We start from the raw sequence: 13,837 nt of genomic DNA, 5'->3' as shown, positions 1-13,837 counted from the left end.
ATCACGAAATAAAAAGCGGGTAGTGCGCAAGCACTACCCGCTTTTTTATCGCTTCAAACCATAGCACCGATTACTATGCTCCAGCGCACCCTTTCTCACAACACCCGATTCAGCGCTGCTTCCAGATACGCGACTGTGCGTTCCAAGTTCTGCAGTTTCTCCAGCCCGAACAAGCCGACGCGGAAAGTCATGAAGTCTGGTGGTTCATCACATTGCAGCGGTACACCGCCGGCGGTTTGCAGGCCCTGTTCGATGAATTTCTTGCCGGACTGGATGCCGGGATCATCGGTGTAGCTGACCACGACACCGGGCGCCTTGTAACCATCTGCCGCGACGCTGGCGAGGCCGCGGCTTTCAAGCAGGGTACGCACGCGTTGGCCCAGTTCAAGTTGTCTGGCGCGTGCGTTGTCGAAGCCGAAGGTGCGCGTCTCCTGCATCACGTCGCGCAGCACGACCAGTGCATCGGTAGGCATCGTGGTGTGGTAGACGTGCCCGCCTTTTTCGTACGTTTCCATGATCTGCAGCCATTTCTTCAAGTCAGCGGCGAAGCTGGTGCTGGTGGTGGCGTCGATCGCGCTGCGTGCGCGCTCGCTCAGCATGACCATTGCGCAGCATGGCGAACCGCTCCAGCCTTTTTGCGGCGCGCTGATCAGCATGTCGATGCCGGTGGCTTGCATGTCGACCCACATCGCGCCAGACGCCACGCAATCAAGCACCATCAGTCCGCCGACTTCATGCACCGCGTCCGCCACCGCGCGCAGGTAGTCATCCGGCAGCAGGATGCCGGAGGCGGTTTCCACGTGCGGCGCAAACACGACGTCGGGCCTGTTGTCGCGGATGGCGGCGACCACTTCGTGCACTGGCGCGGGGATCCATGCCGCATGCTTGCTGTCGTCGACGCGACGCGCCTTGAGGACCGTGGACGCAGACGGGATGCCGCCCATGTCGAAGATCTGCGTCCAGCGGTAGCTGAACCAGCCGTTGCGGATCACCAGCGTCTTTTTTCCGGTGGCAAACTGCCGCGCGACCGCTTCCATGCCGAAGCTGCCGCTGCCGGGCACGAGGATGGTCGAGTGCGCGCGGTAAACCTCTTTCAGAATGCCGGAGATGTCCTGCATCACGCCTTGAAAGCGTTTGGACATGTGGTTGAGTGCGCGGTCGGTGTAGACGACTGAATATTCCAACAATCCTTCCGGATCGACCCTGGATATCGGATTGGACATGAAGCATCTCCTGTGTTGTTGTTCTGTAGAAAAAAGCCTGTCAAGTCTACCATTCAAAAAAAGCGGGGAGTACCCACGCACTCCCCGCTTTTTATCGTTTCAGACAGATTATTTGTGACAGATCACTCGTAGTCAGCAATCGGCACGCACGAACAGAACAGGTTCCGGTCGCCGTACACATTGTCTGCGCGTCCCACCGGTGACCAGTACTTTTGCTTGCGCAGGGAAGCCACCGGATAGGCTGCAACTTCACGGCTGTAGGCGTGCTCCCACTTGTCCGCCACCATGACTTGCACCGTGTGCGGCGCGTTCTTCAAGGGATTGTCCTTGGCATCGAACTCGCCGGAGGCAACCTTGGTGATTTCCATGCGGATGGCGATCATGGCGTCGATGAAACGGTCCAGTTCGGCTTGCGATTCGCTTTCGGTCGGCTCGATCATCAGGGTGCCCGGGACCGGGAAGCTCATGGTCGGGGCGTGGAAGCCGAAGTCGATCAGGCGCTTGGCGACGTCTTCGTTGCTGATGCCGGTTGCGTCGGTAATTGGGCGCAGGTCGAGGATGCATTCATGCGCAACCAGGCCGTCGTGGCCGGAATACAGCACCGGATAGTGCGGCGCCAGGCGCTTGGCGATGTAGTTGGCGGCCAGGATGGCGGTCTCGGTCGCAGCTTTTAAGCCTTCCGCGCCCATCATCGCGACATACATCCACGAGATCGGCAGGATGCTGGCGGAGCCGAATGGCGCGGCGCTGACCGCGCTGATGCCTTGCTCGCTGCGGGTGTAGCCGGTGGATTTCTGGTTCGGCAGGAACTGGGCGAGATGCGCGCCCACTGCGACGGGGCCCACGCCCGGGCCGCCGCCGCCGTGCGGAATGCAGAAGGTCTTGTGCAGGTTCAGGTGGCTGACGTCGCCGCCGAACTTGCCGGGTGCGGCGACACCGACCATGGCATTCAGGTTGGCGCCGTCGACATAGACCTGACCGCCATGTGCATGGACGATCTCGCACAAGGCCTGGATGCCTTCTTCAAACACGCCGTGGGTGGATGGGTAGGTGACCATCACGGCTGCGAGCTTGGCGCTGTGCTTCTCCGCCTTGGCTTTCAGGTCGGCCAGGTCGACATTACCGCGCTCGTCGCAGGCGACCACGACGACTTCCATGCCGACCATGCTGGCCGAGGCCGGGTTGGTGCCGTGTGCCGATGACGGGATCAGGCAGATGTTGCGGTGCGCTTCGCCACGCGATGCGTGGTAGGCCTGGATGATCAGCAAGCCCGCGTATTCGCCTTGCGATCCGGCGTTGGGCTGCAGGGACACGGCTGCGTAGCCGGTGGCGGCGCACATCATCGCTTCCAGCTGGTCGATCATTTCGCGATAGCCGACGGTCTGGTCTGCCGGCGCGAAAGGATGGATGTTGGAGAACTCGGGCCAGGTCACCGGAATCATTTCGCTGGTGGCGTTGAGCTTCATGGTGCAGGAGCCGAGCGGGATCATGGTGCGGTCGAGCGCCAGATCCTTGTCAGCCAGGCTGCGCAGGTAACGCAGCATTTCGTGTTCTGCGTGGTAACGGCTGAAGGTCGGGTGGGTCAGGTAGGCGCTGGTGCGGGTCAGCGCTTTTGGCAGGGCATCGTCGACGCCGGCTTCGACTGCGGCAAAGTCCGGGCTGGCTTTGCCTTGTGCAAAGATCGTCCACAGGGTGGCGATATCTTCACGGGTGATCGTCTCATCGAGAGAGACGCCGACTTGCGTGGCGCTGATCTGGCGCAGGTTGATGCCGCTTGCCTGTGCTGCTGTGTGCAAAGCTGCTGCATTGCCGACATTGATTGTCAGCGTATCGAAATAGGTGGTGTTGGCGAGCTTGTAGCCCAATTGTGTCAAACCGGCGGCGAAGATGCCGGTGAAGCGGTGCACGCGTTGCGCGATCCGGCGCAAACCTTCCGGTCCGTGGTAGACCGCGTACATCGAGGCGATCACGGCCAGCAAGACTTGCGCGGTGCAGATGTTCGACGTGGCTTTTTCACGGCGGATATGTTGTTCGCGGGTCTGCAAGGCCAGGCGATAGGCTTTATTGCCTTGCGCATCGATGCTGACGCCGACCAGACGGCCAGGCATACTGCGTTTGAATGCATCGCGCGTCGACATGTAGCCGGCGTGCGGGCCGCCGAATCCGAGCGGCACGCCGAAACGCTGGCTGTTGCCGACGACGACGTCAGCGCCCCACTCGCCCGGCGGCGTGATCAGGGTCAGCGCCAGCAGGTCGGCGGCGACGATGACCATCGTGCCTTTGGCATGCATGGCGGCGGCATATTCACGGTAATCGCGGATGTCGCCATTCACGCCCGGGTATTGCAGCAGGACGCCGAAACAATCGCTCTCCAGCTCAGTCTTGCCGTTGCAGGTGCGCACCTCGATGCCCAAGGGCTTTGCGCGGGTCTCGATGACTTCGCGCGTTTGCGGCAAGACGTCTTCGGCAACGTAGAACACGCTGGAACTGGATTTTCCCACGCGCTGGATCAGCGTCATGGCTTCAGCGGCAGCCGTGCCTTCATCGAGCATCGACGCATTGGCGATGTCCATGCCGGTCAGGTCCGTGATCATCTGCTGAAAATTCAGCATCGCTTCCAGACGGCCTTGCGAAATCTCCGGCTGGTATGGCGTGTAGGCGGTGTACCAGGCCGGGTTCTCGAACACGTTGCGCAGAATCACGCCGGGGGTATGGGTGTTGTAATAACCCTGGCCGATCAGCGATTTGAGGACCTTGTTCTTGCCCGCCAGTTTTTTCAGTTGCGCCAGCGCTTCCGGTTCCGATTGCGCCTTGGTGAACTGTCCGAGCGGCAGCACGTCGCGGCGGCGGATGTTGTCCGGCACGATGGCGTCGATCAATGCGGTGCGGTTTGGGTAACCGAGCACGGCCAGCATGGCGGCTTGTTCCGCTTCGGAAGGGCCGATGTGGCGGGCGATGAAGGCGTCGTGCGCTTCGAGTTCGGTGGTGCTTGGACTTGGGTTGGCGTTTGTCATGATATCTGGAACCGGAGTGGAAATTGCTTGCAGCTAGATCAGCCGATATTCTTGGCGTAGTCTGCCGCGTTCAACAGCGCATCTGCATCTGCTGCATTGCTTGGCTTGACCTTGAACAGCCATGCGCCGTAAGCGTCTTCGTTGACCGACTCGGGTGCATCGGACAATGATTCGTTGATGGCGACGACTTCACCGCTGACTGGTGCGTAGATGTCACTGGCAGCTTTCACCGATTCGATCACGGCGCAGTCTTTGCCGGCTGTCAGCGCCTGGCCGATTTTTGGCAATTCCACATAGACGATATCGCCCAATGCATCCTGGGCAAAATCTGTAATGCCGACAGCCATGGTGCCGTCGGCTTCGATGCGCACCCATTCGTGGGAGGCGGTGTACTTCAGTTCGGCTGGGACATTCATGCTTGGCTCCAAATAGTTAAAAGTTTAAATAGGGTGTAAATGGTTATCGGTAATGATTCAGGATGCGAGTACTTTACCGTTGCGGACAAAAGGCAATTTCACCACGGTAGCCGCCAACTGCTTGTCGCGGATGACGACTTGCACGTTGTCGCCAACGTTGACGCCCATCGGCAAACGCGCCATGGCGATAGCTTGCTGCATGGTCGGGCTGAATGTGCCGCTGGTGATTTCGCCTTCGCCTTGCGCGGTGATGACTTTTTGGTGTGAGCGCAGGATGCCGCCTTTTTCACGCAGGATCAATCCGAGGAATTGTGCGCTTTGGCCTTGCTTCAACAAGGCAGACTTGCCGACGAAATCGCGCTCGCTGGCGAGATCAACGGTCCAGGCCAGACCGGCGTTGAGCGGGTTGACGGTTTCATCCATGTCCTGGCCGTACAGATTCATGCCGGCTTCTAGGCGCAAGGTATCGCGCGCACCCAGGCCGGCTGGTTTGACGCCTGCTGCGGCCAATGCATTCCATAACGCGCTGACCTGGTCGACGGCGACGGCAATCTCGAATCCGTCTTCGCCGGTATAGCCGGTGCGTGCCAGCATCACCTCGCCGAACGCGGTATTCGGGACAATGACGGCATTGAACGGTTTGATTTCAGCGCTGGCTGTTTTGGTCTCCGGCAGGACTTCCCAGGTTTTGGTGCGGGCGTTCGGGCCTTGTACTGCAATCATCGCGTAAGCATCCGGGCCGTCGCGGCGCTGCGTGATGGAGATGCCTGCGTTCGTTGCGGCGTTGTGCGCATTCATCCATGCAACATCGTTTTCCGCTGTACCGGCGTTGACCACGAGGCGGAACCAGTTTTCGTTAAAGTAGTAAATGATCAGGTCGTCGACCACGACGCCTTCTGGTGTCAGCATGCAGGAGTAGAGTGCCTTGCCGGGGTTTTGCAATTTGTCGACGTTGTTCGCAACCAGTCCGCGCAAGAATCCGCGTACGTTGTCGCCTTTCAGGTCGACGATGCACATGTGTGAAACGTCGAACATGCCGCAATCGCTGCGCACAGCGTGATGTTCTTCGATCTGCGAGCCGTAGTTGACTGGCATGTCCCAACCGCCGAAATCGACCATTTTGGCGCCGGCAGCTCGATGAACCGCGTTGAGGGGAGTTGCTTTCGGAGTGCTTGCCGCTTGCGTCATGAGAGTCTCGATACCAGGATAATGGGGACGACAAAATACGAGTAATGAACATAAGTCCATTACACGCGATGAAATCGCTGCCCACCCTGTCCTGATACCTGAGAGATTACGGAGTAGAACACACTCCGTGCGCACCTTCGGTGGATAGTTCGGCAACCGTTTGCCGCTATCGCTCTCCAGAGTTTGGGGAATATGCTCCCCCGTTTGACCGGTCCTTTTGCCTGAGAGTTTGTTGGGTATTAGCCCCTTCGGCGGCAGCTGGTTGCTGCGCTCTCCCGATCAAGTTCGACGATTATATAAGAGATGTTTCAGCTTGAAAATGCCGATATCAAAATGACAATAATTATTATTATAAATCTATGTCATGAAACCAGGAGCAGTTCTGACCTTCATACATTGAGTTATCGAATATACAAAAATCAGAACCGATTCCTGTTTATCTTTGATTTAGTGGTGATGACCATGCTCGCCATGCACGTGGCCATGCGTGATTTCTTCTGCGGTGGCGGCACGCACACTTACCACTTCCACACCGACGCGCAAGGATTTACCCGCCAGCGGGTGATTGCCATCGAGCATGACTTGATCGCCCTTGATTTTGAGTACGGTGAAAATTTGTTCTTCCCCCGCATCGTTATAGCCTTCCAGTGAGCCGCCCACTTTGACTCCCGGGGGAAAATCCTTCTTGGATATCGTGCGCATCAGGCTTTCATCGCGCACGCCAAACGCGTCTTCAGGCGCCAGATCCAGCGTGGCTTTGAAACCCGCTTCCTGGCCTTGCAGGGCTGCTTCCAGTTTAGGGAACAAATTGTCATAACCGCCGTGCAGATAGGCGGTCGGGGTTTTGCCGTTTTCGATGATCTTGCCGTTCGTTTCCGCGACGGTCAAACGTAGGGTGACAGCAGTGTCCTTGTCGATTTTCATGGGATTTTTTACAGATAAATAGGGGTCGGGATTCAGTGCAGGCAGTACTATAAACCAAATGCAGCAGCACTTAACTTTCCGCATCATCCTTGGGAGCCTTGAAAAGATCCTCAAGCGCCTGCGATTTCCCTTGAGGCTGTACCCTGCCCTGGCGGCCCGCATATTCTTCTTCGATGTTGTCGCGGTAGTAGCTCCAGGCCGATCCCGAGGTCGATAATGTACGCCACACGTCCTCGCCGATACCCGAATAATCGATGGCGCTGCCATCATCGAACTCAACCCGCAGGACACGTTCCCGCCTATCGTAGCCGATAGCCCGGAGTTTTCCGGCATTGATCTTTTTCATTTCCATGATTTCCTCCACACATCATTATTTCAGGAGCAGACCACAATATTTACACTATTTGGATTGCATCGCACCAGACAACAAAACTTCCTTGCCTTGCGCCAGCGGCACACGCGCAAGCAATGCGCGGGCGACATCGGCTGCGGCAATTGAGCGGTAATCCACCGGAATGAGCGGTCGCAGCAGAGTACTCACGGACAGCGCGAATTTCTCGCCGCGGCGGACTGGTTGCCCCAGCAACTCGCGATCCCCCGCCAGCATCGAGGGGCGTGCGATCACGAGCGCATGGAAGCCCAGCGCCGACAACGCCTCTTCAAGTTCGCCCTTTACCCGATTGTAGAAAATGCGCGAGTGCGCATCCGCCCCCATGGCGCTGACCAGGCCCAAGCGGCGGGCGCCGGCTGCAAGCGCTGCGCGCGCCACCGCAAGATTGGCTGCAAAATCCACCGCGCGGAATGCCTCCTGACTGCCGGCCACCTTGATCGTTGTGCCGAGCGCGAGATAAACCTCGTCAACCGGCGGCAGTGCAGGAAGCGCCGCGAAGTCCACCACGTGCGATGTCAGCTTGGGATGCTGCACGCCCAGAGGGCGCCGGCCAAGGGCGTGAATCACTGCGACTGTATCGTCAGCTAGCAGGCCTCGCAGAATCTCCCAACCAACAAGGCCGGTGGCGCCGGCAATCGCCACGATCCGCTTGGTGGATTGCGGTGAATTGCTTGAGGGTGATGCAAATGCCGGAATATTCATCATGCCGACGTTCAATTAAGGGCTCAGCTTCGATTTAAACACAAAATCAGGCAGGCTCTTTTCCCGGCAGACATAGCGCAAAACAAACGATCTCGATTCCGGTCAAAGCAAATACCTATTGTCAATATGCCATCGGACCGCGAACGTGAAAAGCGTTGTCGACGAAAGCAACCATGCCGACGAAATATTTGCCGAGCAGGTGAAAATGCTTTACACAAATTCGCCCATCGGGCTATTTTTCACTCTCGTCATTGGTGCAATTCTGATCCTTGTCCAGCGTACGCAGATTGCCCCTTCTGTCTTGTTTTCCTGGTATTGCAGCCTGCTGTTGATAACCATATTGAGAGCGTTAGCGGCGCGGCAGTTTGCCCGCACAAATCCGAACTTTGCCAGTATGCACCGATGGCATAATATTTTTCTGATCGGCACGGCATGCGCAGGCGCAGTATGGGGCGCCACAGCCATATTCCTCTTTCCGGCCGACTCAATGGCGCATCAGCTGTTTGTCGCCTTTGTCCTGGCGGGCATGTCGGCGGGCGCCGTCAGCGTGTTTTCTCCGCGACTGGAGGTATGTCTTGCATTTTTGCTGCCGGCACTGCTGCCGTTGGCACTCAATTACCTTGGCCATGGCAGCTATCTTCAGGTCGGCATGGGATTAATGACGCTGTTATTTTTGACAGGCATGCTTCTTTCCGCATTGAATTTTCATCGTTCGATCCGAGCTTCCTTGCATCTGCGGTTCGACAAGCGCGAGCTGGAAGCGGAAGTCGCACAACGACGTGTAGCAGAAGAACAATTATTCATTGAAAAGGATCGGCTGCAAACCACGCTGAGCGCAATCGGCGAAGGCGTCGCCATGGCGGATGTGAACGGACGTATCGAATATCTCAATCCCGCCGCAGAAGCGCTGTGCGGTTACCCATTTCATGAAGCCCTGAATCGTCCCGCGAACGAGGTGTTCGACATCCTTGATATCGAAGAAAATCAGCGCACCGGCACGGCCATGGAAGAAAGCATACGTACAACCGACAAAATTACCAAGCGAGGCGTCTTGTACTGCAAAGCGATAAGACATGTTATCGAAGAAGTCGCCACGCCGCTTTATGATCGTCATAGCAAGATTGTTGGCGCTGTATCGGTTATTCGCGATATCACGGAAGCGCAGCAAATGACAGAGCGGTTGGCATATGCTGCCGACCATGACGCCCTCACCGGCCTGCCCAATCGTAATTTGCTCAAAGACCGCGCCAAGCAGGCAATTGCCAGAGCGCAGCGTAAGCATGAGAACTTCGCGCTGCTGTTCCTGGATCTGGATCGCTTCAAGGCAGTCAACGACGACCTGGGCCATGCGGCGGGCGACGCACTGTTGGTAAATGTGGCCAAACGTCTGGCCGAATGTGTGCGCGAAGAAGATACGATCGCGCGGCTGGGCGGCGATGAGTTCGTCGTGCTGCTTAACGGCCCAACCCAGGAAAGCCATGCCATGGCGGTGGCAAATAAAATTCGTGAATCAGTGGGCAAGCCTTACCAGTTGGGAGATCGGTCAGCCTCCGTCACAGTCAGCATCGGTTTCAGCTTATACCCGGCCAACGGCGGGGATGTGGAGACGCTGCTGGAGCACGCAGACCATGCAATGTACCGTGCCAAGCGGCATGGTCGCGATCAGGTTTATATGTAAGGGGAATAAAGTTGCGTCTTCCGACTGGCTTGCCCACGCCAGCCTTGAAAACGGTTCTCATGCCCGGATGATTCAAACGTGTTGAAGGAAATATTCTTATAATTAGGATATTCGTGGTAATCCACAAGTCCGAAAACGCACACTTTCCCTTTTTTTCAGATACATAATCAAATCTCATGAACGACACGACACAACTTGCCCCGCTCCCCGATCGCCTCTCCGTTCATCCGCGCAGCCCCCACCACAATGCAGAGGTGTTGAAACACGAAATCGGCATCAAGCTCAACGACAAGGAATATACGAACGCTGAAGAATATTGCATCAGCGAAGGATGGATTGCCGTGGCGTCCGGCAAAGCCCTGGATCGCAAGGGCAATCCACTGATGATCAAGCTGAAAGGCAAGGTTGAGGCGTTTTATCGGTGACTGTGCCCGCAGTCAAGCTCCTGGTCTGAAGCATGCCGAATTTTATTGGCCAAAGGGGTTGGTAATGGATATCAAGCCATATAAAATCCCCCTCGGATCTCACCTGCGGCCAACGCTGCACGCTTCATCGGCTTTAAACTTTATGCATACCCAGAACCGGATCGCCCGCTTCGGCGATATCGAGGATTTTATTTTGCGCCCGCAACCAGGCGTGGCAGTCGCCTTTTCTGAAGGGGCGTCATGACTGCCACACAAGATTTTTACGCATCACTTGGTGTCGAACGCGCGGCAAGCAAAGAGTCCATCATTGCTGCATTCCGGCGGCTCGCGATGAAATGGCATCCCGATCGTCATGTCCACCCGGCAGACAAGGTCGAAGCGGAAAAGCAGTTCAAGATTATCAAGACGGCTTACGAAACCCTGTCTGACGACAGCAAGCGCGAACGCTACGATCGCGAGAGCATCGTCAGGCCGCAAACGTATCACGAGTTCACCCAGAGGCACCGGCAACAGCCGCAATGGGGCAGCGAATACTACGAACGTGATCGCGAGGAGGCCGAACGTCAGCGCCGCGCATCGGCCAGGCGTGGCACGGATGTGAATAAGAGGGTCGCCGTCACTATTGCTGAAGCCTATAACGGCACCCGCATCAGCTTCGAGGAAACGGTGGCCGAACATTGCGGGCAATGTGGCGGGCAGCGCGGCGAGTGGGTGCAATGCGGCCGTTGCCACGGCTTTTTGAAACACTCACGGCGGCTCGTCTGCCAGCCTTGTCAGAATTCCGGAAAGGAATGGGTCAATTGCGAACCATGCAATGGACTTGGCGTTATCACGCGCGAACGGAGAATTACGGTAAGAACCCCTGCAGGGCTTGTTGACGGCAGCGTGCTGACGGTCAAAGAACGCGGAAAGCCAAGCGAACACGGGGGATTGAACGGCGACCTCCACATCGCCATCACCATCAAGCCGGAAACCGGATGGAAACGCAAAGGCATTGATCTTTCCGGCACGCTGAAGCTGCCGTACTCCATCGCCCTGTTGGGCGGAATGATGGACGTGCCTTTGCCAACCGGCAGGACCGTACAGGTGGGAGTGCCGGCTCGCTCCAATACCGGCAAGAAGATCAGGCTGGCAGGACAAGGGCTTTTCGACGCGGCCAATGACAAGCGCGGCGATGTGCTGCTGAGCGTTTCAATTGTCCTGCCGGCCTCCCGACGTAAATTGACGCCGGAAATGGAAGCACTTCTGCGGCAGATCGACGGCATGGAGCCTTGACATCCGGTGCTTCCTGAACCGGAGCCGCAGCGCAAGGGCATACCGAAGAATTGCAGTCCGGCCCGCGCCAGCGTCGCCAACCATTGGACATCGCCGCCGCCCATTCCGCCAGTGCGCGCCGATCTCGCTTGAATGCGCCGAATTGCCGCTGCTCGACGCGCGTTGTGCCATCGCCGTCCTCGATGATCGCGCAGGCCGTGATCTGCGCTTGATGCACATCGAGCCCGATGACGCGTTTGTGCAGTGACACCAGTTCCATATCACCTCCGTTCGAAGTAAACTTGATCATGGAAGGTGGCGGGTGCCGGAATTGAAAATGCTTGAAGGCGACAAGTCGCCGACGGCCTGTTTAACGTTCGCTCTTAAAGAGGCAATCCGGGGTACGAGTCAGTTCGGCGGGTCACGTTAGGTTCGGGGTCCAACCGCCAAAATCTTGCGCGACATCTCCCCGCCACCTTCCACCTACAGTTTCTTTCATTCTCCGGGGTGGCGATGCGCGCTGCCGCAATGCGCGTTAGGTAATATTCGGGACATTGACCGAGTCCACAGAACAAAGAAGGATTAACCATGACTAGCGGTGCCAGCCATGATCTGGAAGATATTCTTATCGATTTAATCCGGTTTTTGCATCAAGGGGCATCAGCCGACGATTTCTCGACTCAACTCTCAAAAATTGAGTCGCTCCCATACTCTGACGCGGCACGTAAAACGCGACTCGTTGAATGTATTCGGACGGCGATGGCTGTCCGAAATCGCCTTGAATTGCAAAAGCAGCGAGAACTGGCGCTTCTGGCTGTAATTGAATCTGCTCAGGATCTTTCCGGTCGACTCGATCTTCTGGAATTGCTTCGAGCAATCGTATCCCGAGCCCGAAATTTATTAGGGTCAGATGTCGCTTGGTTATCAGTATACAAGGCAGAAATTGAAGAATTTCAAGCGCAGGTCACCGATGGTGCGCTCGATGAAAGCACTGACAGAATGACTGCACGCAGAGGTTCTGGCATCGCAGGTATAGTCATGTCAACCCACCGCCCATTCACAACGTCCGATTATCCCAACGACAACAGATTTCAACACGATCCCAAATTGGATGAAACGTTTCGCAAGGAAGATATCGCATCACTCGTTGGTGTTCCGCTGCTTTTAGATGCCGAAGTTACGGGATTGTTGTTTGTAGGTGACCGCTACTATCGATCATACTCTACGCTAGAAGTGTCTATCCTTTGTACGTTGGCGACGCACGCCGCGGTAGCTGTAAAAAATGCAAAATCATTCGAACTGGCGAATACTGCCCTTAGAAACAGTGACGTGGCTCGGGCTGAACTTGAACGTAATAATCTCAATATACAAGCAGCTGCCGAAGCTCACGAACAGTTGACATCGTTGCTTGCTCAAGGTGCTTCACTCTCCCAAATATGCCAAACGGTTGCGCACTTGCTTGATGGCAGTGTATTTATCGTTGATGAGGCGTTTCAGATTATTAGTTATGGTGTTGCTTCCGGCTCTACCAATGATTATGCAGAAACCTATATTCCTTATAGCAAGCACAGCAGCGAAATCATTACTGCTGCAAGGGAGAGCCGCAGAGCAGGACGTTCTGTGCTCGCTTACAAAGACAGCAATGAGCAATGCAGGGTCATCTCGGTAATTGGTGGCGACGATGTCCTGGGATCCGTATTACTGTTCTGCAAGGGCGACTTAAATGAAATCTTAATACGCACGTTCGAGCGAAGCTCCAGTATCGTTGGTATTGCATTGCTATCCCAAGAGCGTATGGAAATTAACAAGAATCGCGATGTTTCGATGCTGCTGCGCAACCTTCTTTCGCCGCGTCAATACGAGCCAACTTTGACTTATCAGCAAGCAGAGCGATTTGGTCTAAATCTTTCACAGCCGCTTTCGCTAATACTTATTGAGACAGACGATACCAAAGCGGGATACATTGCAAGAAGGCTTAGGGGTGGCGCCGGATTGGCTGGTACGGTTTTGGATGAGGTTGATGGACTTGTAGCAATAGTATGTGCGACCCCATGCGCGACTGACATTGTCAAATCATGCGTCTCCCTGGTTAAGGATGAACTCGGGAGCAGTTATCGAGGCGTTATATCAAAACCGGTTTTGAATGCGGAAGAACTTTCTGCCCAATACGAAGCAATTAGACGCGCGTTATTGATTGTCAAGCGCTTGGGCGTCAAAGGAAAAATAATTGATCAAGCCGAACTGGCGCTCTATTCCGTGCTATTTGAAACGCATGATCACGCCAGTCTCAAGGCATTCCAGGAAAATACCATTGGTTTACTGGTTTCCCACGACCGAAAACGGGCATCTGATCTGACACCCACCCTGTTTTGCTATTTCGACAGCAACCAAAACGCTAGCGTTGCTGCGAAGCGTATGAACATCCATGTCAATACAATGCGTCAGCGTCTGACCAGTATTGAAGAAATTATCGGGCCATGGGGCAACGCCATACGGTCCCTGGAGATTCATATGGCTTTACGCTTGTGGGATCTAAGCAAGGAGAAAGAAGAATATGTTCCGCCTCCGAGCGGCCATTAGATATATCTGAATACGAGACAATTATTCACCGACGCGTCATCT

12 protein-coding genes, 1 pseudogene and 2 riboswitches are annotated in these 13,837 nt (G+C 55.9%); of the genes and pseudogenes, 5 read left to right on the top strand and 8 right to left on the bottom strand.

Features of this window, described 5'->3' with window-relative positions; genetic code table 11:
- Positions 1 to 95: 95 nt before the first annotated feature.
- The 7 genes from D3878_RS22030 to D3878_RS22000 form a co-directional block, all read right to left on the bottom strand.
- Positions 96 to 1,223: an aminotransferase class V-fold PLP-dependent enzyme gene (locus tag D3878_RS22030; protein WP_119787423.1), complete on the bottom strand. Its 1,128-nt coding sequence runs from the start codon at positions 1,221 to 1,223 to the stop codon at positions 96 to 98.
- Positions 1,224 to 1,345: 122 nt separating this feature from the next.
- Complete coding sequence (gcvP, locus tag D3878_RS22025; RefSeq protein WP_119787422.1) at positions 1,346 to 4,237, bottom strand: aminomethyl-transferring glycine dehydrogenase; 2,892 nt, start codon at positions 4,235 to 4,237, stop codon at positions 1,346 to 1,348.
- 38 nt (positions 4,238 to 4,275) lie between these two features.
- Positions 4,276 to 4,653 carry a glycine cleavage system protein GcvH gene (gcvH, locus tag D3878_RS22020; protein ID WP_119787421.1) on the bottom strand — a complete coding sequence of 126 codons (378 nt, stop codon included), beginning with the start codon at positions 4,651 to 4,653 and terminating at the stop codon, positions 4,276 to 4,278.
- Between the two features lie 57 nt (positions 4,654 to 4,710).
- The gene (gcvT, locus tag D3878_RS22015; protein ID WP_119787420.1) at positions 4,711 to 5,841 is read right to left on the bottom strand and encodes a glycine cleavage system aminomethyltransferase GcvT; all 1,131 of its coding nucleotides are present in this window, start codon (positions 5,839 to 5,841) and stop codon (positions 4,711 to 4,713) included.
- A 76-nt stretch (positions 5,842 to 5,917) separates the two neighbouring features.
- A riboswitch (glycine riboswitch) is annotated at positions 5,918 to 6,031 on the bottom strand.
- Between the two features lie 9 nt (positions 6,032 to 6,040).
- Positions 6,041 to 6,129, bottom strand: a riboswitch (glycine riboswitch).
- A gap of 159 nt (positions 6,130 to 6,288) precedes the next feature.
- On the bottom strand, positions 6,289 to 6,765 hold the full coding sequence (locus tag D3878_RS22010; RefSeq protein WP_119787419.1) for an FKBP-type peptidyl-prolyl cis-trans isomerase: 477 nt from the start codon (positions 6,763 to 6,765) through the stop codon (positions 6,289 to 6,291).
- A 70-nt stretch (positions 6,766 to 6,835) separates the two neighbouring features.
- A complete protein-coding gene (locus D3878_RS22005; protein ID WP_119787418.1) occupies positions 6,836 to 7,117 on the bottom strand; it encodes a KTSC domain-containing protein in 282 nt (93 codons plus the stop codon).
- A gap of 48 nt (positions 7,118 to 7,165) precedes the next feature.
- The gene (locus D3878_RS22000) at positions 7,166 to 7,861 is read right to left on the bottom strand and encodes a Rossmann-fold NAD(P)-binding domain-containing protein (RefSeq protein ID WP_338016819.1); all 696 of its coding nucleotides are present in this window, start codon (positions 7,859 to 7,861) and stop codon (positions 7,166 to 7,168) included.
- Between the two features lie 142 nt (positions 7,862 to 8,003).
- Between D3878_RS22000 and D3878_RS21995 the strand changes: the two genes are divergently transcribed.
- The 4 genes from D3878_RS21995 to D3878_RS21985 all read left to right on the top strand — a co-directional run bounded on the left by D3878_RS21995 (position 8,004) and on the right by D3878_RS21985 (position 11,236).
- Positions 8,004 to 9,536, top strand: a complete 1,533-nt coding sequence (locus D3878_RS21995) for a sensor domain-containing diguanylate cyclase (RefSeq protein WP_199688227.1) — start codon at positions 8,004 to 8,006, stop codon at positions 9,534 to 9,536.
- 176 nt (positions 9,537 to 9,712) lie between these two features.
- Positions 9,713 to 9,961, top strand: a complete 249-nt coding sequence (locus D3878_RS21990) for a DUF3297 family protein (RefSeq protein WP_119787417.1) — start codon at positions 9,713 to 9,715, stop codon at positions 9,959 to 9,961.
- A gap of 64 nt (positions 9,962 to 10,025) precedes the next feature.
- Positions 10,026 to 10,205 (top strand): hypothetical protein, encoded by a 180-nt coding sequence (locus D3878_RS23595; RefSeq protein ID WP_147384066.1) that lies wholly within the window; start codon positions 10,026 to 10,028, stop codon positions 10,203 to 10,205.
- Positions 10,202 to 11,236 (top strand): DnaJ C-terminal domain-containing protein, encoded by a 1,035-nt coding sequence (locus D3878_RS21985; protein ID WP_119787416.1) that lies wholly within the window; start codon positions 10,202 to 10,204, stop codon positions 11,234 to 11,236. The genes D3878_RS23595 and D3878_RS21985 overlap by 4 nt, the downstream gene beginning before the upstream one ends.
- 91 nt (positions 11,237 to 11,327) lie before the next feature.
- Here the strand turns inward: D3878_RS21985 and D3878_RS21980 are convergent.
- Positions 11,328 to 11,495, bottom strand: a pseudogene (locus tag D3878_RS21980) (IS110 family transposase); the annotation flags it as partial.
- A gap of 308 nt (positions 11,496 to 11,803) precedes the next feature.
- Here D3878_RS21980 and D3878_RS21975 point away from each other — a divergent pair.
- Positions 11,804 to 13,795: a helix-turn-helix domain-containing protein gene (locus D3878_RS21975; protein ID WP_119787415.1), complete on the top strand. Its 1,992-nt coding sequence runs from the start codon at positions 11,804 to 11,806 to the stop codon at positions 13,793 to 13,795.
- Positions 13,796 to 13,837: the final 42 nt, after the last annotated feature.

This window comes from Noviherbaspirillum sedimenti (genome assembly GCF_003590835.1).
GTDB lineage: Bacteria > Pseudomonadota > Gammaproteobacteria > Burkholderiales > Burkholderiaceae_D > Paucimonas > Paucimonas sedimenti.
Note: the sequence above shows the minus strand (reverse complement) of the source record. Positions and strands in the feature narration are given on the sequence as shown.

Bases quoted from the DNA above. Each gene is read 5' to 3' on its own strand.
- D3878_RS22030 (WP_119787423.1), bottom strand. From the start codon at position 1,223: ATGTCCAATCCGATATCCAGGGTCGATCCGGAAGGATTGTTGGAATAT.
- gcvP (WP_119787422.1), bottom strand. From the start codon at position 4,237: ATGACAAACGCCAACCCAAGTCCAAGCACCACCGAACTCGAAGCGCAC.
- gcvH (WP_119787421.1), bottom strand. From the start codon at position 4,653: ATGAATGTCCCAGCCGAACTGAAGTACACCGCCTCCCACGAATGGGTG.
- gcvT (WP_119787420.1), bottom strand. From the start codon at position 5,841: ATGACGCAAGCGGCAAGCACTCCGAAAGCAACTCCCCTCAACGCGGTT.
- D3878_RS22010 (WP_119787419.1), bottom strand. From the start codon at position 6,765: ATGAAAATCGACAAGGACACTGCTGTCACCCTACGTTTGACCGTCGCG.
- D3878_RS22005 (WP_119787418.1), bottom strand. From the start codon at position 7,117: ATGGAAATGAAAAAGATCAATGCCGGAAAACTCCGGGCTATCGGCTAC.
- D3878_RS22000 (WP_338016819.1), bottom strand. From the start codon at position 7,861: ATGATGAATATTCCGGCATTTGCATCACCCTCAAGCAATTCACCGCAA.
- D3878_RS21990 (WP_119787417.1), top strand. From the start codon at position 9,713: ATGAACGACACGACACAACTTGCCCCGCTCCCCGATCGCCTCTCCGTT.
- D3878_RS23595 (WP_147384066.1), top strand. From the start codon at position 10,026: ATGGATATCAAGCCATATAAAATCCCCCTCGGATCTCACCTGCGGCCA.
- D3878_RS21985 (WP_119787416.1), top strand. From the start codon at position 10,202: ATGACTGCCACACAAGATTTTTACGCATCACTTGGTGTCGAACGCGCG.
- D3878_RS21975 (WP_119787415.1), top strand. From the start codon at position 11,804: ATGACTAGCGGTGCCAGCCATGATCTGGAAGATATTCTTATCGATTTA.